General features: G+C 52.5%; 18 protein-coding genes and 3 tRNA genes. 6 read left to right on the top strand and 15 right to left on the bottom strand.

Going from position 1 to position 20,308, the window contains the following annotated elements; genetic code table 11:
- Positions 1–91: 91 nt before the first annotated feature.
- The 5 genes from AC07WB_RS07205 to AC07WB_RS07185 all read right to left on the bottom strand — a co-directional run bounded on the left by AC07WB_RS07205 (position 92) and on the right by AC07WB_RS07185 (position 7,085).
- On the bottom strand, positions 92–2,293 hold the full coding sequence (locus AC07WB_RS07205; protein ID WP_494940239.1) for a TonB-dependent receptor: 2,202 nt from the start codon (positions 2,291–2,293) through the stop codon (positions 92–94).
- A gap of 232 nt (positions 2,294–2,525) precedes the next feature.
- Positions 2,526–3,896, bottom strand: coding sequence for an efflux transporter outer membrane subunit (locus AC07WB_RS07200; RefSeq protein ID WP_097094295.1), 1,371 nt, complete (start codon positions 3,894–3,896; stop codon positions 2,526–2,528).
- Complete coding sequence (locus AC07WB_RS07195) at positions 3,893–4,984, bottom strand: HlyD family secretion protein (RefSeq protein ID WP_345826902.1); 1,092 nt, start codon at positions 4,982–4,984, stop codon at positions 3,893–3,895. Before AC07WB_RS07195 ends, AC07WB_RS07200 begins: the two co-directional genes overlap by 4 nt.
- Positions 4,981–6,651, bottom strand: a complete 1,671-nt coding sequence (locus AC07WB_RS07190) for an MFS transporter (RefSeq protein ID WP_097097556.1) — start codon at positions 6,649–6,651, stop codon at positions 4,981–4,983. Before AC07WB_RS07190 ends, AC07WB_RS07195 begins: the two co-directional genes overlap by 4 nt.
- A gap of 2 nt (positions 6,652–6,653) precedes the next feature.
- Positions 6,654–7,085 carry a MarR family winged helix-turn-helix transcriptional regulator gene (locus tag AC07WB_RS07185; protein ID WP_097094297.1) on the bottom strand — a complete coding sequence of 144 codons (432 nt, stop codon included), beginning with the start codon at positions 7,083–7,085 and terminating at the stop codon, positions 6,654–6,656.
- 485 nt (positions 7,086–7,570) lie between these two features.
- Here AC07WB_RS07185 and AC07WB_RS07180 point away from each other — a divergent pair, with 485 nt between their 5' ends.
- From AC07WB_RS07180 to AC07WB_RS07170, 3 genes are all read left to right on the top strand, one after another.
- Positions 7,571–7,828 carry a biofilm/acid-resistance regulator YmgB/AriR gene (locus tag AC07WB_RS07180; RefSeq protein WP_097094298.1) on the top strand — a complete coding sequence of 86 codons (258 nt, stop codon included), beginning with the start codon at positions 7,571–7,573 and terminating at the stop codon, positions 7,826–7,828.
- A gap of 151 nt (positions 7,829–7,979) precedes the next feature.
- Positions 7,980–9,479, top strand: coding sequence for a SulP family inorganic anion transporter (locus AC07WB_RS07175; protein WP_494940238.1), 1,500 nt, complete (start codon positions 7,980–7,982; stop codon positions 9,477–9,479).
- A 162-nt stretch (positions 9,480–9,641) separates the two neighbouring features.
- On the top strand, positions 9,642–9,812 hold the full coding sequence (locus AC07WB_RS07170) for a hypothetical protein (RefSeq protein WP_007887299.1): 171 nt from the start codon (positions 9,642–9,644) through the stop codon (positions 9,810–9,812).
- Between the two features lie 127 nt (positions 9,813–9,939).
- Here the strand turns inward: AC07WB_RS07170 and AC07WB_RS07165 are convergent.
- The 6 genes from AC07WB_RS07165 to uvrY all read right to left on the bottom strand — a co-directional run bounded on the left by AC07WB_RS07165 (position 9,940) and on the right by uvrY (position 13,531).
- Positions 9,940–10,025: transfer RNA gene (locus AC07WB_RS07165), tRNA-Leu, on the bottom strand.
- Positions 10,026–10,036: 11 nt separating this feature from the next.
- Positions 10,037–10,110, bottom strand: a tRNA-Cys gene (locus AC07WB_RS07160).
- Between the two features lie 42 nt (positions 10,111–10,152).
- Positions 10,153–10,228, bottom strand: a tRNA-Gly gene (locus AC07WB_RS07155).
- A 201-nt stretch (positions 10,229–10,429) separates the two neighbouring features.
- On the bottom strand, positions 10,430–10,978 hold the full coding sequence (pgsA, locus tag AC07WB_RS07150; RefSeq protein ID WP_008102316.1) for a CDP-diacylglycerol--glycerol-3-phosphate 3-phosphatidyltransferase: 549 nt from the start codon (positions 10,976–10,978) through the stop codon (positions 10,430–10,432).
- 68 nt (positions 10,979–11,046) lie between these two features.
- Positions 11,047–12,879, bottom strand: coding sequence for an excinuclease ABC subunit UvrC (gene uvrC / locus AC07WB_RS07145; RefSeq protein ID WP_345826920.1), 1,833 nt, complete (start codon positions 12,877–12,879; stop codon positions 11,047–11,049).
- Positions 12,872–13,531: a UvrY/SirA/GacA family response regulator transcription factor gene (gene uvrY, locus AC07WB_RS07140; RefSeq protein WP_097094301.1), complete on the bottom strand. Its 660-nt coding sequence runs from the start codon at positions 13,529–13,531 to the stop codon at positions 12,872–12,874. The genes uvrC and uvrY overlap by 8 nt, the downstream gene beginning before the upstream one ends.
- 431 nt (positions 13,532–13,962) lie before the next feature.
- Here uvrY and AC07WB_RS07135 point away from each other — a divergent pair, with 431 nt between their 5' ends.
- Positions 13,963–14,190, top strand: coding sequence for a DUF2594 family protein (locus AC07WB_RS07135; RefSeq protein WP_007887303.1), 228 nt, complete (start codon positions 13,963–13,965; stop codon positions 14,188–14,190).
- A 32-nt stretch (positions 14,191–14,222) separates the two neighbouring features.
- On the opposite strand, the gene AC07WB_RS07130 is transcribed toward AC07WB_RS07135, so the two are convergent.
- Together AC07WB_RS07130 and AC07WB_RS07125 are read right to left on the bottom strand one after the other, a co-directional pair.
- The gene (locus tag AC07WB_RS07130) at positions 14,223–14,834 is read right to left on the bottom strand and encodes an acyl-homoserine-lactone synthase (protein WP_008102322.1); all 612 of its coding nucleotides are present in this window, start codon (positions 14,832–14,834) and stop codon (positions 14,223–14,225) included.
- A gap of 121 nt (positions 14,835–14,955) precedes the next feature.
- The gene (locus tag AC07WB_RS07125) at positions 14,956–15,678 is read right to left on the bottom strand and encodes an autoinducer binding domain-containing protein (RefSeq protein ID WP_345826922.1); all 723 of its coding nucleotides are present in this window, start codon (positions 15,676–15,678) and stop codon (positions 14,956–14,958) included.
- A gap of 563 nt (positions 15,679–16,241) precedes the next feature.
- Here AC07WB_RS07125 and AC07WB_RS07120 point away from each other — a divergent pair.
- A complete protein-coding gene (locus AC07WB_RS07120) occupies positions 16,242–16,916 on the top strand; it encodes a DUF4396 domain-containing protein (RefSeq protein ID WP_345826923.1) in 675 nt (224 codons plus the stop codon).
- Here AC07WB_RS07120 and AC07WB_RS07115 read toward each other — a convergent pair whose 3' ends face one another.
- Entirely contained in the window at positions 16,917–17,615 is a 699-nt protein-coding gene (locus AC07WB_RS07115; protein WP_494940237.1) for an extensin-like domain-containing protein, read from the bottom strand.
- 283 nt (positions 17,616–17,898) lie between these two features.
- Here AC07WB_RS07115 and cycA point away from each other — a divergent pair, with 283 nt between their 5' ends.
- A complete protein-coding gene (gene cycA, locus AC07WB_RS07110; protein ID WP_097094305.1) occupies positions 17,899–19,290 on the top strand; it encodes a D-serine/D-alanine/glycine transporter in 1,392 nt (463 codons plus the stop codon).
- 43 nt (positions 19,291–19,333) lie between these two features.
- On the opposite strand, the gene AC07WB_RS07105 is transcribed toward cycA, so the two are convergent.
- Positions 19,334–20,308 (bottom strand): metal-dependent hydrolase, encoded by a 975-nt coding sequence (locus tag AC07WB_RS07105; protein ID WP_345826925.1) that lies wholly within the window; start codon positions 20,306–20,308, stop codon positions 19,334–19,336.

Raw genomic sequence — 20,308 nt, 5'->3', positions numbered from 1 at the left:
CCGAGGAGAGTGTAATGCAAAGTGCCGTAAGGTACAGGATTATTTCTCAACAGGATGATAACGGGGCGTGAAGACGCCCCGTGGATACGAATTAGAAATCGTAGCTCAGTGAGACTTTCACGGTGCGTGGTTCGCCCTGTGACAAATAGGTGCCGCTGTCATCCACGTTTGCCCAATATTTCTCATTGGTCACGTTATCAACGCCCACACGCCACACCATATCGTTCTGATTAACTTTCATGCGATAACGCAGCCCTAAGTCCAGCGTAGTGTAATCGTCCAGTTTCATGTTATTCGCCAGGTCAGCGTACTGAGAGCCGGTGTAATTCAGCAAAGCGGTTGCCGTGAGTCCATCGACCGGTTTGATGTCGTACTCCGCGCCCAGCGCCGCAGTGAAGCGCGGCACGCCAATGGCATTCTTGCCATTTTGATCGCTGTCGCCCGTTTTCGTCATGTCTGGATCAATCCAGGTCGCGCTACTGTTGAGGCGCAGGCCCAGCACCGGTTCACCGAAGACGTTCAGTTCCACGCCGCGATTACGCTGTTCACCATTCAGCTGGTATACGTTGTTATTTTTCACGCCAACCGGCTGTTTGATTTCAAATAGCGCCAACGATCCGCCTACGCGACCAAAGTCCGCTTTTACGCCCACTTCATTCTGTTTGGCATGCACAATCCCGGTTACGCTGCCGTAGTTGCTGGTACCAAACGGTGCAGCAGTGCCCGGCGTCAATGATTCGGTATGGTTGGCATACAGCGAGATGTTTTCGGTGGCTTTATACAGCAGCCCATAAGCTGGCAACCAGCGACTGCTGTCAAAGCGGGTGCCGGCATCTTCCGCCCCGTCGTAACCATAGTTACGCACCACCACCTTCTGATGGCGAGCCCCCAGCGTTGCCAGCAAGGTGTCATCAAAGAAGCCCAGCGTATCGCTCAGCAGATAACCTTGTGAACGCGAGCGGTAAGTGGTCAAAGGATCGCTAAATTTGGTGCCGCCGGAGAAAACATTGTCCGGCTCGGTCACATCCTGCGGCTGGTAAATATTCACATCGGCATCATTACCCGACGACATGCGGTAACTGTTTTTGGCATTCGCGGTCATCGCCGAGTAACCAACGTTAACTTTATGCGTCACCGGACCGGTAGTGAAATCGCCACGCAGCCCCACCATGCCGCTCATGTTGTCTTGCACACGGTTGGTTCTGAAACGGCCAATAGTGGCGTTGCCTGCGCTATCCAACACCTTTGGAATACCGTAGTTGCCCACCTCATGCGTGTGCTGCGCGCCAAGTCCCGCATAGGCGGTCCACTGATCGGTCAGATCGTACTCGGCTTTCGCCAATCCGAATTCTGATTGAATATCGCTGAACACCCAGTTCTGGCTGTAGTTTTTCGAGTTAGACGGCACATCAGGAATGAAATCAATATTGCTGATATTGATGCCATTACGCGCATCGTGGAAAGTTTTCTTCTGATAACCCACGTCCAGCGACGTGCGCAGACGATCACCACGATAATCCAGACCAAGTGATGCCGCCGTAGTCCGTTTTTTCTCGCCGTCTATCTCGGTGCCGCCTTCACGATTCACCGCATTCAGACGCACGCCAAATTGGTTATTGTCGCCAAAACGACGGCCAATATCGGCGCTGCCGCCGACCTGCGAACCTGAGGTGTAATCCACGCCGATACGCGTCAGTGGCGTATCATCCGCATGCTTTGGTTCAAGGTTAATCATGCCGCCAACGCCGCTCTCGGCCGAGCCGTTCAACAATGCGTTGGCACCTTTGAAAATTTCCACGCGGTCAATCAGCGAAGCATCCATTACCTGACGTGGCACAATGCCGGCCAGCCCGCCATAGGTCATGGCATCGCCATCCAGCTTGAAGCCACGAATGCGATAGCTTTCCGCGAAGTTGCCGTAGCCTTTCAGATTTTGCACGCCAGCATCGTTGCGCACCACGTCACCGATGGTTTGCGCCTGCTGGTCCTGAATCATCTTCGAAGTGAAGCCAATCACGTTGAACGGCACGTCCATCGCATTCTGTTCGCCCAGCATGCCAAGGCGGCCGCCGTGAGCCACCTGCCCATCAAGGTAAGCAGGTACCAGATCGTCGCCGCCTGGTTTGAAATCGGTTTGCGGTGCTGCGGTCACGGTCAGCGTCTGCTGGTCGTTCTTCGCGTCAGTTTGAGTTGTGGTGTTGGTAGTAGCAGCCATCACTGGCAAACAACCGGCGCTGACCATTACGGCCAACAGCGTCGGTTTCAGTCCGGGATTGAAAGGCGTATTGCGCATGGAGATCCCCTAATGCAAACGTATTGATAATCATTATTATTGCGGTTTGCGATTATGCGCAGTCGAACGGCGAAAGCAAGAAGTTTCCTGAACTTTCCAGTTAAAAAAAGGTCTGTGAGAAAATAAGGCGGTCGACATAAAACGTTAGAAAGGGATCGTTAAGTAGGCTGTTATGCTGCCTGCGTCGACGCAGGCAGCTGAATGGCGGAGCTAAAATACACGATCAACGGCGTTACCCCTGCCAGCCTCCGCCCAGCGCGCGATAAAGATCGATCTGTGCCAATAACAACGTATTTTTCACCGACACGATATTCAGCTGGGTGCTGAACAGCGTGCGCTGGGCATCCAGCTCATCAAGGTAGGAAGCATAACCATTCTGATAACGGTTATGCGCAATGCGATACGCCTCCGCGACATAACTCTCCTGCTTCTGCAATTCTGCCAGCTGCTCCTGACTGCGGCGAATCGCATCCAGCGCATTATCCACCTCGGAGAAAGCGTTGCGAACCACCTTCTCATAGCCATAAAGCGCCTGGTTACGCGTTGCCATTGCCACGTCGACCTGCGCAGTAAGCGCTTCGCGATTGAGCAGCGGAGCCAGAATGCTGCCACCAATACTCCACAAGCGGAACGGATTATCCAATAGCTGATGCAGCTCGCTGCTTTGTAACGTGCCGCTGGCGGTGAGGTTGAGCGACGGGAGAAGCTTCGCCTGCGTTGACGCCAGCGAAGCATCCGCAGCCAGCAGTTGGCGCTGCGCTTGCACAATATCTGGCCGACGATTAAGCAACTGCGAAGGGAGCAGAGATGGCAAGATTTGCGGCTTGATATGATCGAACTGGCTGCTGCGCGCAATCTCACGTGGGTTCATACCCACCAGCACGCTGAGCGCGTTCTCCTGCTGCTCAATTTGATGCTGTAGCTGCGGAACCTGTGCTTTGGCCGTTTGGTATTCCGATGCTGCCTGCATCCATTCAAGGCGTGAGGTATAGCCAGTTTCAAACTGACGCTGCGCCAGATTAAGCGAATTTTCCCGCGTCGCCAGCGTGGCTTGCGTGACCCGCAGCTGTTCATCCAGCGCGCACAGGCTGAGATAGCCCGATGCCACCGAACTGGCGACGGTTAATTCGGCCGCTGAGGCGGCGGCACGCTGCGCATCCAACGACGCTGCGGCGGCACGGATGCTGCTGCTGCGACTGCCCCACAGATCAACCTCATAGTTAGCCTGCAGCAATCCCTGAAACACTGCGCTTTCATACGGCTGGCCGGTTGCCGCCGACAGTGTGCGCTGGTGAGTAGCGGCAACACCCGCTGACAGCGTGGGGAAATTATCGCCCTGCGCAGCACGCAACTCGGCGCGGTATTGATCGACGCGCGACCGCGCCATCAGGATATCGCTATTGTGCTGCAACGCCTGGCTAACGAGACGATTGAGGTTATCATCGCCGAAATGTTGCCACCAGCGCGCTTCTGGTGCCGCGTGCGGCCCCACCTGCTGACGCCAGTTATCCGGAATGGGTAAGGATGAAGGCGCTTTTTCGACCTCAGTGGCGCAGCCTGTCACCATCAGCGCCATGCAGGTGGCTAACAGTAGGCGCTTCATGGCGCTTCCTTATACGGCTCTGCGGCAGTATCAATCTCCACTTCCACCGACATGCCCGGGCGCAGCGCGTGCAGATCGTCGTTGAGAATCTTGATGCGCACCGGAATGCGCTGGGCAATTTTCACAAAATTGCCGGTGGCGTTATCTGGCGAGATAGCGCTGAACTCGGAACCGGCAGCGGGTGAAATAAACTCAACGCGGCCGTCATAATGCTTGCCGTCGAGCGCATCGACGCGAATGCTGACCGGCAAGCCGGGACGGACGCGCGCCAGCTGGGTCTCTTTCAGGTTAGCGATCACCCATTTGTTTTCAGGCACCACGGAGGTTAATCGCGTTCCGGCGGTGACGTAGGTCCCTTTGCGCACCGAGAGTTGGCCAAGCTGCCCGCTATCCGGCGCGATAATGCGCGTGTTGGCCAAATCGATATTCGCCAGTTCTAACGCCGCCTGAGCGCTGGCAACATCCGCTTGCAGTGAGCCGCGATTGACCACCACAGTTTGCAGATTTTGCTGTGACACGGCTACCTGCGCCTCCGCCTGACGCAGCTGCGCTTCGGCCTGCGCGTTGGCGGCGCGTGCCGCATCGCGCTCGCGTACCGACAGCGAACCGTCGGCTGCCAGATTCTCCACGCGCTTGAGATCGAGGCTGCTTTTCAGCGCCTGGGCCTTGGCATTCTCCAGTGCCGCTTTGTTGCTAACAATGGTGGCTTCAGCACTTTTGCGCTGCTGCTGGTTATTGTTTTGCGCCGCGATTTTCATCTCTAACTGCGCCTGCGCCTGATGCACCCGCTGACGATAAATACGATCGTCGATGGTCATCAGCAGCTGCCCTTTGGTCACCGGCTGTAAATCCACCACGTCAACCTCGGTGAGATAGCCGCTCACCTGCGGGCTGATAAAGGTGACCTGACCGCGTACATAGGCGTTTTCCGTGGCCTGCAGGGTGCTAGTGAACGGCCATAACTGCCAGGCATACAAAATCACCAGCACGCCAACAATCACAATGCCGCTGCCGGCAGCAATGGAAAGAATGCGTCGGCGGTTGGTGCGCTCGCGCTCCGCAGCCTGAATATCGTCCTGTTGGCTCATGAATTCTCCGTCGGGTTTACTGATGATTTTGCCGCATCCATTTTTGTCTGACGCCAGTTGATATAGCGTAACCGCGACAGGCGGTACAACACCCATATCAGCGTGATGAACGCCAACGCAGCGGTAAGATAATAGGTGTCGTTATAGGCCAGCACGTTGGCTTGCAGCGTGGCCACCGTTTGCAGTTGACTGCTGCTTTGCGCGCTGAGCAGTACGTTATCCGCTAGCTGGCTGCTGAACAGCGCGCTGTATTGGCTCAGTCGCTCAGTGACGTTCGGATCAAGCTGTGACAGCTGATCGCCCAGCAGACTGGAGTGATATTTTTCGCGCCACGTCTGGAAAGTGCCAAGGATCGCCGCACCAATGAGCCCGCCGAGATTTTGGCTCATCCCGAACAGCACCACGAAGCTCACCAGATTTTTGGGCTGCGTTACCACGCCGCCAATCCCCAGCAGCATGGCGGGCGCGAGGAAGAACGCGCTGCCGAAGCCCAGCAAAAACTGGCTAACATAAAGATTGTTGCCGCGCGTCAGCGGGCTGGATTGCGCATCCATCAGCGAGGCAACGATCATCACCACCAGCGAGGCAACGATCGGCCAACTGAGATGCGTCGGTTTGATGGTTAAGGCGCTGGCAACCATGCCGCAAATCACGCCGGCGATGATGGCAAATGCCAGCCCGCGCATTTGATCGTTGAGCAAACCCAGCTGCTGCAGAAAGCCAACCGCGCCGGTGTTCTGTTCGGCCAGCAGGATGCGCATCATGATCATCACAATTCCCAGCCTTACAATCATGCCGTTGCTGAGCCAGCGCGTGTTAATTAACGGATTGGCGCGATTGTGCTCCACGACGATTGCCGCCACGATCAACACCAGCGCCAAAGCCAATGCCACGCCCAACCACGGCGTACTGAACCACCACTCGATACGTCCCAGCGACAGCACGGCGCACAGTAAAGCCATGCCGGGTGCCAGTAGCATGAAAGTGACAAAATCCATCTTCTCAAAGGCTTTGATCCGGTCGCCGGGCGGTAATTTAACCACCAGCACGCAACCCAGCGCAATCAGCGCCAGTCCGAGCTCAAACAGATACAATCCGCGCCACTCTTGCAGCTGCAGCAGCTCGGTTGAAAATAAACGTGCCAGCGGAATCGCCAACTGCGACGCGGTGATACCGATCACCAGCGCTTTAAGCCGATGCTTTGCTGGCCACGCCTGAATCTGATAATAGATGCCGAGCGAGCTAAGCGCGGCCCCCACCATACCGTGTGCGGTGCGGACAATGATGGCTGAGCTGAGATCGTTGGCGAGAATATGGAAGAACGCCACAATGACGTACAGCACTAAAAACGCTTCGGTAAACAGTCGCAGGCCAAACTGCTGGCGAAACTTCACCAACAGCAGATTAATGGAGATATTGCCCATCACATAAACGGCGGGCAGCCAGGCGATCTCATTGCTGTAGGCCCCAAAAGTGCCCTGCAGATTGGTTAGATTGGCAGAAACCAGCGCGTTACTCAGGGCGCCGGTTATCGAGATCAACAGCCCAATAATACCGAAGGCGATTCGCTTCGCAGGGGAATGTAGCGGCGTGGAAGGCGAGCCAGGCAACATGGGTTTCTCGTGCGGCAGCCATTCGCGCTGGGCATAAGGATTGCGCTTCGCCACGGTCACACACTTCCCAGACGTTCAAGCAGCTGCTGCAAAACCTTTTCGGTCACCGCCAAAGATTCGGGTTCGATATCCGCCAGCAGCTGCGCCCGCAGTGCATCGGCTTGCGTTTTCACTTCGGCAAATGCCACGTGGCCTTGCTCCGTCAGGATCAGCAGGCGCTTGCGTCGATCTTCAGGTGGCTGGACGCGCGCCAGCAGCGCCTGCTTCACCAATCGATCAACCAGCGGAACGACGCTGGCTTCCTCCAGGCCGAGTAGCTGTGCCAATGCCTTTTGCGTGGGTGGCTCTGTGGCGGTGGCGACGCTGGCTATTGCCATCCAGCTGCTCATGCTGAGCCCGCTCTCTTTTAAGCGACGGTCAACTGCCAGCCGCCATGCGTGAGCGGTAAGATGCAGTAAACGAGAAAAAGGTTGCGGATAGTCGCTCAAAACGTAGTGACCTAATGATTAGATATCTAACTAAATAAGTGCGTTATTATATGCGAAGGTGAACTGCAATGGAAAGTGTGCTGGCATCAGCAGCGCTCCTCGACGCACCAAATAGCGTTCCATGTCTCACATTCAGTTGTACAACGTTGGCATGATTTTAGTTACGGCTGGCTGCTTGTATAGATTTTACAGAATAAATTTAAATATAATTTACTGATAAATAACGATTAGCACAAATAGCTTAATATCAACATTGTACAAGTTGAGCCATATTGTATAACTTTACGTCCCGAGAGCCAGCTGATGGCTCCGTAACGAATGATGCACTTTGCGTCGCCTCTGAAGGTGTTGTGGATTTCCACCTTCAGAGGTGTCTTTTTGCGTTGGTTGATGAGTTGGGTCTTGCGCGCCTGTCCGCGTGTAAGTTTTTCCATCATGAAGCTGAAGGCAAATTTGCCATCAGACCGATTTAAAGGGCCTCACATATGCAAAACGCCGCAGCCAGCAGCAACGCCATCGCTGATTACTTTACCCTCGCCGGTAACAGCGATAGCACTGAAATGGAAGTTTTCGGGCAAATCATTGCCGAAATCCTGCAAGCCGGTACGCCGGTTTCAAATAAAGCGATCATTTCATCCCTGATCAATCGCCTTGAAATGGAAAGTGATGTGATTCAGCTGGATATTTATCGCCATCTGCTCGAATTAGTTGTCAATAAAACACCTGACGATCTCGCGGTCTGAAACCGGATTCCAGGGATGGAATCACCTTCTCCTCTCCCATCTTGCTAGCATCAGATATCATTGCCCGGTAACATCCTTCCCTGAATATTCCAACTGGTTACTGCCGTACCGCGACGGTATGCGCAACATAATAAAAGAGCCTGCATAATCTATGAGCCAACCAACTGAGCGCACCCCTGCGGTGGAGAGCGATATCACTGTGGGGCACGTATTACGTTCGCCTGCCCTCTTAACCCGTGAATGTCTGGCGGGGATCATTACCGCACTGGCGCTGATTCCTGAAGTGATCTCATTTTCGGTGATTGCAGGCGTTGATCCTAAAGTGAGCCTGGTAGCGTCGGTCGTGCTGTGTCTGACGCTCTCGATTCTGGGCGGTCGTCCGGCGATGGTGACCGCTGCGGCTGGTTCAGTGGCGCTGGTCATTGGCCCAATGGTGCATGCGCACGGTGTGGAGTACATTCTGCCGGCGGTGATTATGGGCGGGCTCATCCAGATCATTTTTGGTTTCGCCGGCTTATCGCGCATGATGCGCTATATCCCACGTTCAGTGATGATTGGCTTCGTTAACGCGCTTGGCATTTTGATTTTCTTTGCGCAAGTCCCGCACGTTTGGGGACAATCCACGCTGGTGTGCGGGCTGTTTGCCGTCACGGTGGCGATCGTCGTCCTGCTGCCTAAAGTATTGAAAAGCGTGCCGTCACCGCTGGTAGCAATTGTGGTGGTCACCGCCGTCGCACTGCTGCTTGGCTATCGCGTGCCTAATGTTGGCGATGAAGGCCCTATGACCGCCGGTTTGCCAGGCTTTACCACGCTATTGGTGCCGATCAATCTTCAAACGTTGCAAATTATCTGGCCCACCGCGCTGAGCATCGCTTTTGTTGGTCTGATGGAGTCGCTGCTGACCGCCAAACTGGTGGATGACATTACCGATACGCCATCCGGCAAGCGCCGTGAATCCTGGGCGCTGGGCGTCGGCAATATTCTTGCGGGCTTTTATGGTGGCATTGCAGGGTGTGCTATGATCGGCCAGACCATCGTCAATGTTGAGCTAGGCAGAGCGCGGACGCGCGTTTCCACGCTGGCGGCAGGTATTGTTTTGCTGCTGCTGGTTACCGGACTTAGCCAGATTATGGCGCAGATTCCAATGGTGGTACTGGCAGGTATTATGATGGTAGTTGCGGTGAAAACCGTTAACTGGCACAGCCTGCAACCCGCGACGCTGAAACGCATGCCGTGGTCAGAAACCTTTGTGATGCTGCTCACCGTTGCCGTCACCGTGTGGACCGGCAACCTGGCCATTGGCGTGCTGGTTGGCGTGATTCTGGCAATGATGCTATTTGCGCGTCGCATTGCCCACGTTATCCATGCTGAGCGTCAGCTGAGCGACGACGGAAAGCAGGTCAGTTACATCGTGCGTGGTCCACTGTTCTTCGGCAGCAGTAATGACCTGTTCGAACACTTTAATTACGGTCACGATCCTAAAACCGTCACCATTGACCTCACCCACGCGCAGATTTGGGATGCATCCAGCGTGGCGGCTCTCGATGCCATCGAGTACCGCTATCAGCGCCACGGGGCGATCGTGACGTTTGTTGGTCTGGATAATCGCAGCAGTGATTTTCATGAACGATTAACCGGTAATCTTGGGTAAAATTAGGATTGAGATGAAAAACGCCGAAAATTCGGCGTTTTTTAGTATTTCGCCAGCATTTAACTTGCGTAATTCGCCGCGGCTGCTTTGCTTATCTTGAGGGTCAATACGTTGATCTCTTTAAGATTGGTTAGCTAAGCGCTTATTAATAAGGAGCTACAGATGCAGGTTTTAACCAAAGCAGTATTGGTAACATTAACATTGGTATCGCTTGCGGGCTGTATGCATAAAAGTGACGCGGTCGGCGGTGATGGACGTCCACATGCACCAAGTAATCAGCCTGTTCCGGGGGCCAGCGAAGGCGCAGGACCGGTGGGACAACCGCAATCGTAACAAGGCGCCCGGCTTAGCCGGGTTTTTTATGGGTAAAAGGCAGACAACAAAAACAAAAAAACCGCCCTTGGGCGGTTACGACATTACTGCATATTGCTTTTTTATTCGTTTTATTCAACTTCAAATATGGTGCCCGGGGCGGGACTTGAACCCGCACAGCCATAAGCCGAGGGATTTTAAATCCCTTGTGTCTACCGATTTCACCACCCGGGCAGGGTGTAAATTGGAGGCGCGTCCCGGAGTCGAACCGAGGTAGACGGATTTGCAATCCGTTGCATGGCCACTCTGCCAACGCGCCTTTAATCTGATATGTAATCCGTTGGATACGAACTACTAAATTTGGAGCGGGAAACGAGACTCGAACTCGCGACCCCGACCTTGGCAAGGTCGTGCTCTACCAACTGAGCTATTCCCGCATAATCTCTGTATTTGAGTTTGCGACTGCATTGCTAACTCAACTACTCGATTCTGTTCTTTCTTCATCAAACCTGCTGATTTCATTCAGCTTCTTGCAGGCCAGCTGCCGTTCGATGCGATGCATTCTACTTATCTGACGCAATGAGTCAATAGAATTATCCACACACTGCGTCCGTTTGCTGCTTTTTAAATCGCATCGATCAGCTATCGAGCAAATCGCCACGTGCCGCGCTTAAATACTGGAACATTGACCAGAAAGTCAGCACCGCTGCGATATACAGCGCAACCACACCCACGCCGACTACCGTCGCCTCCGGACGCCACAGTAAGGCAAACAGTGAGAACATTTGCGCGGTGGTTTTTACCTTACCGATCCAGGAAACCGCCACACTGCTGCGTTTGCCAATCTCAGCCATCCACTCACGCAGCGCAGAGATAATAATTTCACGGGCAATCATGGTTGCCGCTGGCAAAGTGATCCACCATGCGTGGAAATGCTCAGCCACCAGCACCAGGGCAATTGCCACCAGCACTTTATCCGCCACCGGATCGAGGAATGCACCAAACCGTGTTGTTTGCTTCCAGCGGCGAGCTAAAAAACCATCAAACCAGTCAGTTACCGCAGCGATGACGAAGATCAGTGCAGTGGCAAAGGGAGCCCATTGAAATGGCAAATAGAACGCCAGGACAAAGAAGGGAATAAGTACGACTCGAAACAGGGTAAGACACGTCGGAATGTTAAATTGCATATGCCAGTAACTGTCTGGTGTGAGTAGGATTTCATGTATGTTCCTACATTGCCCACCCTGTTTCAATGTTAGTGTTTCAGTGAGTAGTATATTTTTTCTGCCAGAGCGACAGAAATGCCCGGTACTTTGGCTATCTCTTCCACGCTGGCATTCATTAGCGGTTGCAGCCCACCCATATACTTAAGCAGCTGTTGGCGCCGTTTTGGTCCCACTCCTTCAATGCTTTCCAGCGCACTGGTGTTCTTCACTTTGGCGCGTTTTTTCCGATGACCTGAAATCGCATGATTGTGAGAGTCGTCACGAATATGCTGGATCACATGCAGCGCTGGCGAGTCCGGAGGTAAAGAAACGCCCTCACCTTCCGCTTCAAAGAACAGGGTTTCTAATCCCGCCTTACGATCGCTGCCTTTGGCAACACCGAGTAAAATGGGACGATCTTTATCCCAAGGTACATTGAGCTCGGCAAACACCTGTTTCGCCTGGGCCAGCTGACCTTTACCGCCGTCGATGATAATGACGTCGGGGATTTTATCCTCTTCCAGCGCTTTACCGTAACGACGCCGTAGCACCTGATTCATCGCCGCATAATCATCGCCCGGCGTAATGCCTTCAATGTTATAACGGCGATAATCCGAGCGCAGCGGGCCATCGCGGTTGAATACCACGCATGAAGCGATAGTCTGCTCGCCCATGGTATGGCTGATGTCGAAGCACTCCATCCGATTGATGCTGTCGAGCTCAAGGAATGTCGCCAGCGCCGCCAGACGCTGCTGAATAGTAGAGTGTTGTGACAGTTTGGTGGTCAACGCTGTCGCCGCGTTGGTGCGCGCCAGCTTAAGATAGCGCGCGCGGTCACCACGCGGTTTACTCTGAATATTGACTTTGCGTCCCGCCAGGGCGCTGAGCGACTCGGCCAGCAATTCGCGCTCGGGCAGGTAAAAGTCCAGCAGGATTTCAGCCGGTAAGGTGCGCGCTTCGCTGCCTTGCAAATAGAATTGGCCGACAAAAGTTTGCACCACTTCCGTGAGTTCAGTATCCGCTGGCACTTTAGGAAAATAGCTGCGGCTGCCGAGCACTTTGCCCTGGCGAATAAACAGCACGTGCAGGCAGGCCATGCCGGCATCAAATGACACGCCCATCACGTCAAGGTCATCACCTTGATTGGAAACAAACTGCCGCTCGGTAACACGCCGCACGGCCTGAATTTGATCGCGCAAACGGCCCGCATCTTCAAAACGCAACGCCTGGCTGGCGTCTTCCATACGTTTAACCAGCTGATTAATCACCTGATCATCTTTGCCCGCAAGGAACAGCCGCACATAATCGGTTTGCTGCGCATACTCCTCTTCGCTCACCAGGCCCGCAACACAAGGCCCCAGGCAACGCCCAATCTGATATTGCAGACAGGGCCGCGAACGGTTGCGATAAACACTGTTTTCGCATTGGCGAATAGGGAAAACTTTTTGCAGCAGCGCCAGTGTTTCCCGCACCGCGTAGCCGTTGGGGAATGGCCCAAAGTATTCACCTTTGGCATGCTTCGCACCGCGATGCATCGCCAGACGTGGATGGCTATCGCCGCTGAGAAAAATATAGGGGTAAGACTTGTCATCGCGCAGCAATACGTTATAGCGCGGCTGATAGAGCTTAATGTAATTATGCTCGAGCAGCAGTGCTTCCGTTTCAGTGTGCGTTACGGTGACGTCAATATTCTGGATGTTACTGACCAGCACTTCCGTTTTGCGACTGCCCACCTGCGTCCGGAAGTAGCTGGTCAGGCGCTTTTTGAGGTCTTTGGCTTTACCAACATAGATCACCGTGCCGGCCGCATCGTACATGCGATAGACGCCGGGTTGACTGGTCACGGTGCTGAGAAAGGCTTTGGGATTGAAAACGTCACTCACTACTGATTAATGGCTCCGCATTGAACAGGCCATGTCGAATGGCCAAATGCGTTAACTCTACGTCACCGCTGATGTTTAACTTGCTGAACATACGATAACGGTAACTGTTAACGGTTTTCGGGCTGAGATTAAGCTGTTCGGAAATCTCCGTCACTTTCTGCCCGCGGGTAATCATCAGCATAATCTGCAATTCCCTTTCCGACAAACAGCTAAACGGTGATTCGGCTTTTTGTGGCTCAATCTGGCTCAGCGCCATCTGTTGAGCAATATCTGAGGCGATGTAACGCTGCCCCGCATGTACTGAGCGAATTGCACTCACCACTTCCTGCGGCGCAGCGCCTTTACTCAGGTAACCTGCAGCACCCGCCTGCATGACTTTAGCGGGTAGAGGATTTTCGGTATGAATGGTCAGCATGATGATGCGGATATCAGGGTTGTAGCGCACGATTTTACGCGTTGCTTCAAGTCCGCCGATACCGGGCATGTTCATATCCATTAACACGACGTCAACCGGATTGTTGCGGCACCATTTCACGGCGTCTTCGCCACAGGCCACCTCACCTGCAATGACAAGTCCCTTCATATCTTCCAGAATGCGGCGAATACCGGCGCGTACCAGTTCATGGTCATCAACAAGAAGCAGGCTGATCAACGGGACGTACTCCGCAGGTTAGTGAAGGGAAATATATTATTGGTGAAACATCTTACCGGGTTTCAGGTGGAAAAAACATCTATCACACCAGATAAATCTCAAATGAAATGATGCAAATCAATTACATTGGGCTGTTAAAGGCATTTAAGGAAAAATGCATTAGCATGCGCAAATTATGAAGTAAAATTGTGACTAATATCATTATGTTATAATTTATAGCTCGATTTTATTGCTTTCTTCTGTTTGCCGAATAAATAACGGCTTCTCCCCCTTTTCAATAGCGGCAAAATAGCACCAGGTCCAATTAAACCCCACGCGTAGTTTTACCGTTTCGTCTGCATTAAATTCGTTGAACAACCCTATGATATACTCTCTTCTTTACGCACAGGAAGAATGTGTCCCCATTGAGTAACACCACCAAGGAGCCAATTATGAGTGATGAAGATTTTGCAACTTCACGTGACACACAAGCGCTGGCAGACGAAGTCGCCTGTCTGAAGATGATGGTGACATTAATTCTGAAGGGAATGGGTCAAGCCGATGCCGGTAAGGTGATCATCAACATGGAGCGTTATGTACAGGCCTCTTTAGGCGATAAGCCTCAGGCGGAAGTGTTTAACAACACCATTCGTCAGATCAAAACCGCTTACCGCCAATAAGCAGTATGCCCCGCGCGCGATGCGCGGGGTGTTTAACTGTGTGATTGCCAGTTCACCGATACGCCCAGCGACGGCAACACTTCTTCCGGGCTAAAGCGTCTTGTACCGCGGTATTTCTCCGCCAGTGCCGGTTGGTCAACCGGAATGCGAATAGCAAAAAGATTATCTTCTGATTGGATCAAGCCCGGAGACAGCGGCTCGTACACCACTTGATGCTGTTCAAACATCTTCTCCAGCATCGGCGTTGCCGAGCTGATTAAATACTCCATCCCGCTCAACTCGGCTAACTGTACCGAGTGCCACAAAATGCTTAACGGCAGCTCCGCATCCACTTCAAGGCGCGCCGAAAAGCGCGACATTTCCCACACTTTCTCCTGATCAAAGGGTAGAACAAACCCTTCTGGCACTTCAGGCTCATGCCATGGCAGCAGGCGTGCACAGCCGCATATCCCCTGACGCGCGTTCCAGGCGATCAGCCAGGTCACATCCGAACGATCAAAACGATCGTATTCCTGCCCAGGCGTACTTAATCTTGGTGGAATCGACCACCCTTCGCCGCGCGCAAAAACGCTATACCGATACGTTCCAAGTTCTGCCAATAGTGAGGACGGCATATCCTTAAGCTGTGTTTGAATTACTTTCATCATGCGCCTCTGACATCCCCATGTATGCAATGATTTATTTGAGCCAGCCTGGCAACATTGCGCGCAGGGTAGACAACTGACTGTGGAGAAGGAACTACTAAAATTGGTAGTTGCCTTTTCGCTAAATCAGGCCAATCGCTGCCGCATAACAGGCAATCTGCGTTTTATTGGAAACATTAAAACGCTTTTGCATATTCTTTTGGTGAAAATTCACCGTATGTTCAGATATTGCTAAAATAAGTGAAATTTCCGCAGAGGTTTTTCCTTCTGCCGTCCATTTCAGGATTTCCAGCTCACGCTGACTAAAATCACTCGATAAAACGACCATTGAATTGTCGTTAAGACGCTCTAACACGCGCAAACTCAGTTCCGCCAGAAGATGCAGTTTTACTTCTAGCTGTAGGCGCAAATGCTGAGTCTTACTGTGAAACTGTGATGCAATAGATAATATACCAATGGTTCGATTTGGTGCCATTGCTGAGCAGGAAAAGCCACTTAGCAAACCTGCAGCGTTGGCTTCAGCCCATAAATTACCCGCATTGGTAAATAAATCGTGCGTCCACTCCACTCCTCTGCCCGGTCTCTGGCAGAGTAATAACACCGGATCGACCGCATAATAGTTCTCAGTTTCGTAGCGTTTCACCCAGCTTTCGGGATACGTACTAAACAAAAAGAGTCGTGGTCGGGTAAACGGCACCGGATGCTGGACCAAAAAAGCAAAGTAATCAAAACCCAGCATTTCAATCTGGGTTTGTAAAAGTGATTTCAATTGCATCACTTCTGTCACTGCCTGAAATTCATTTTCCATTTCGCCTCGCCAGGCGAAATAATTATCGGTCGTCATTATTGCCTTAGCGCTGTTTCACGCTTTCACGCCTTGTAATTTGTTCGGGTTAACGCAAAAAATAAATTAACTAGAGTAAAAATATTGATTGAAAAGAGAGCAAACCTGTAAGCAATGAGTAAAACCCTATTATTGTCAACGCGTTAACATCAGAAAAAGGAATCAGCTCACGCTATTTGTAAGCGAGCTCACAACTTTAATTCCTTATCAGATTAGAATAGGATTTTTCTGAAGTAGTTTCAATCACCCTATTCATCGAAAATGAACATCCAACCGATAAATTTCAGCATCGTCATTAACTAAAATTATCAAAGGTCGGAGCAGATTCTTTTGCTGAGAAAGGGGGTTATACAGAGAATGAGTTTCAACTTAATCTTAATTCCACTTATTTCTGCGGATGAGGTAAGGCAGCATCGCACGGTGTGATTTATCTCAATCTAATTTGCGGCTACGCTTATTACTTGAGAACAGTGTTGTGTATCACCCGTTGCAAGGGGAGACAATGCCGCTGGGTACGAAAGGCGCTTTGTCACAGGTAGTTGGGAAAATCAGCGGAACAGACTATGTTGAACCAGTTGGCATTACCTTTCCTTGTGTTGGGCGGTTGCACTGCCCTAATGATTCTTAAAGACCTTTTTCGCCATCCCCATCCGGTTGCGGTTATGAATATCATTTGGCCCTTAACCGGTTTGTATATGCCTTTTATTGGATGGCTTGCCTGGTGGTATCTGGGCCGCAAACCTTCTCATCAGCTGAAAATTGCGCTGCTGATCCCACGTAAAATGCAAAAAACGACGAACTGGCAAACCATTTTTATTTCCACCTCGTTAACCGCAGCGGCTTGTATATTCGGCGATATAATGACAATCCCGATAGTCACGCTGCTGAAACACTTTGCAATTACACCTGCCCTTTGGATGCAAGCAATTATTTGCGTGATAGTTTCATTGTTTATTGGATTACTTTTCCAGTTTCTCGCCATTCGCCAACGTGAAAAACATTCATTTTATAGCGCCTTATTGCTCGCTCTGAAAACCGAAGTTTTCCCTGTGCTGATATACCAGTTAGGGATTTTTTTCTTTATGGCATTGGCTCTGAAATTCGTTCTTGCGCAGCAGATTAACCCGCTGCTGATCGTATTCTGGTTTATGCTGCAACTGGCGATAATGATTGGCTTTCTTTTCTCATGGCCAGCTAATCATTTTCTGATAAAACGTGGACTTAATCCCGTTGTGTAACTAACGGCAATAACCGGTCCCGCGCATGCCAAGATGGAAGTGACTGGCATGCGCGGCGTTGTAATCAGGCCCCAGCGCATTGCCGAATGTCGCGCAACCATTGCGCCACAGCGCATGCAATCCTGCAGCAGCATCCTCTGGCTGCTGCCAGTTCTTACCTACCTGTAACCAGCGACCGTTCGCCAATTGAAAGCCGGTAACATCCCAGGCATCGGCGCTGGCGTGCTCACTTAATCTTCCTTCCTGTCGATGATAAATATTACGGCAGGCATAACTCCCTACGTGGGAAATCCGTTTCAGCGGACTGGTGATACCTGCCTGGCGCAAAGCGTTCTGGCTATTAATCACGAACAGCGTGCTGGTCACCGCCATCGGGCAGCTAGCAAGAAAGCTACTGCTAAGGGTGACGTCACCGTAACCGCTAATACGCAGCAGCTGTTCAATGGGGCAATCACCTTGCATTGGCGGCACCGCGCGGAATTGCACCAGCCGCTGTTCGCTGGCCTGCCGCATCACCGCCATACAGGCAGCCGGATCATTACTTAACCTCTTTAGCTTGTAGCGCGTCATCCAACCTGGCGGATCGGTTACGTTAAGCGGCGTAAAGGGATTCCACTGCGGCGGCAGATGGATCTTCAACCACGGTAAACTGAGCCAGCCGCAAACAGCCAGCAATGCCACGGCGAACAGAGCGCGCACAGTGCCTCACTTTTCCTGACGAAATGAATAAACAAGTGTAGAGGTCGCGTGGCAGGAGAGCGGCGTAAATGTCTTACTTGTTGAAGATTTACGCAAAATGACGCTGCTTTATACCCTGTAAATATTTGCTGACAGAGCAAAGCTCGTAAAAGGTCACAAAAGGTAAAAAACCATTACCGAAACAGCCTGGCTTTCCACTATCTTATGCCCCTTGCCCTTACAAAGGCACATACCTTATCAGCCAAAAGAGCTGACACAACATCCCGACAGGAAAGAAAAACTTATGGTTGATCAATCGAAAGAGGCGCTAGTTGAGGCCGAACAGCCGGATAAGCTCCAGCGTAACCTGCATAATCGTCACATCCAGTTAATCGCTATCGGTGGTGCCATCGGCACCGGGCTATTTATGGGGTCGGGTAAAACTATCAGCCTGGCCGGCCCTTCGATCATTTTTGTCTATATGATCATCGGTTTTATGTTGTTCTTCGTCATGCGCGCCATGGGCGAACTGCTGCTCTCCAACCTCGAGTACAAATCCTTCAGCGATTTTGCCGCCGATTTACTCGGACCGTGGGCGGGATATTTTACCGGCTGGACCTACTGGTTCTGTTGGGTGGTGACCGGCATCGCCGACGTGGTGGCGATCAGCGCCTATTTCCAGCTATGGTTCCCGGATTTCTCCATCTGGATGAGCGCCCTGCTGTGCGTCTTTGTCTTCCTGGCGTTGAATATCGCCACGGTGAAGTTATTCGGTGAGATGGAGTTCTGGTTCGCGATTATCAAAATCGTCGCCATTGTCGCGTTGATCATTACCGGTGTTGTGCTGGTGAGCATGCATTATCCCTCCCCGAACGGCGGCACCGCCTCATTGAGCAATATCTGGGATCACGGCGGCATGTTCCCGAAAGGGCTGAGCGGTTTCTTTGCCGGTTTTCAGATTGCGGTTTTTGCTTTTGTTGGTATTGAACTCGTAGGTACCGCCGCGGCTGAAACTAAAGATCCGCATAAAGTCTTACCGCGTGCCATCAACGCTATTCCGCTGCGTATCATTATGTTTTACGTGCTGGCGCTGATGGTAATCATGGCGGTAACACCGTGGAATCAGGTGTTGCCGAATCGCAGCCCGTTCGTTGAGATGTTTGTGCTGATTGGCCTGCCTGCCGCGGCCAGCATCGTTAACTTCGTGGTGCTGACATCTGCGGCCTCGTCCGCGAACAGCGGCATCTTCTCTACCAGCCGTATGCTGTATGGCCTGGCAGAACAGGGCGTGGCGCATAAAGCCTTTGGCCGCCTCTCGGCGCGTGCGGTGCCGACGACCGGTCTGTTCTTCTCCTGCCTGTGCCTGCTGGCGGGCGTGGCGCTGATTTATCTGATTCCGGATGTGATGACCGTATTTACCATGGTCACCACGGTGTCGGCCATTCTGTTTATGTTTGTCTGGACCATCATCCTGTGCAGCTATCTGGCATACCGTAAGCAGCATCCGCAGCGTCATGCGGAATCGAAATTCAAAATGCCGCTGGGTAAATTTATGTGCTGGGTCTGCATGGCGTTCTTTGCCTTTGTACTGGTGCTGCTCACGTTGCAGGAAGATACCCGTCAGGCGCTGATGGTGACGCCGCTGTGGTTTGTGATTCTGACGATGGGATGGTTGTTGCGTCGTCGTAAGGCTTGATTTTCACAGCCAAAGGCCCGGTGATTTCACCGGGCCTTTCTCGTTATAACCTCTCTAGCAATTTTCGCCACGCTTCGCCTAAAGCGGGACGCAGCGAAGGTTCACGCTGTGGCGCCACCTCAGGCGACTGCGGCGATCCCAGATTGAAGGTGAAGGTGTAATTCGGTTCTTCCCCCATGCGCAAATCGCTAATCAACGTTCGCTCGCCCTGCTGCTGCATCGCGTAGAAACCATGGCTAAACCACGCCACGCGTTCGGCGTGCCATTGGCCTTTAAACGGGACAAACAATTCAGGTTGACGATCGTGCCAGCTTATGTGCAGCGGGCGACCCGGTGATAACAGCGACCAATACGCTTCGCCATAACGATCCGGCGTCATAATCACCGTGCGCCACACCAGCGTATTAAACGCCGTCGGCGTCACCAGAACCTGCTCAGGCTGCACCGCTTGTTGCGCCAAATCCTGCTCAATGTGCTGCGTGGCGATGTGTTGTGCCACCATGCTCCAGCCGAGATACAGCGTACTCACTAATAATCCCATCCGATTCCAGCGCAAGCCCACGGCATCACGTCGCCACAGGGCGATCAGCAGTGCAATTAACAATGGCAAGGTATAGAGCGGATCGACGATATACATGCTGCCAATAGCATAGGGGAAATCGGTAAGCGGCAGACCCAGCTGGGTGCCGTAAACGGTAGTAAGATCCAGCAGTGGATGCGTCACCAGCGCCAGCCAGATTGCCAGCGTCCAGCCGCGCCAGTGAGTTCGACTGCGCATCGCGCCCGCCACCAGCCAGCCGAGCAGCGGCGCGATTAAGGTGAGAAATATCAGCGCATGACTTTCGGTGCGATGCAGCGTCATATTGCGGATGGCATCGCCGTGATCGATAAACACATCGAGGTCCGGCAACGTGCCGGCGATCGCGCCCACCAGCGCCGCCTGCCAAACCGGCACGCGTTTGCCCATCACGGCGACGGTAACTGCCGCACCTAACGTCAGCTGCGATAAGGAATCCAT

This window comes from Pantoea sp. GW821-FHT03E06 (genome assembly GCF_059420725.1).
Note: the sequence above shows the minus strand (reverse complement) of the source record. Positions and strands in the feature narration are given on the sequence as shown.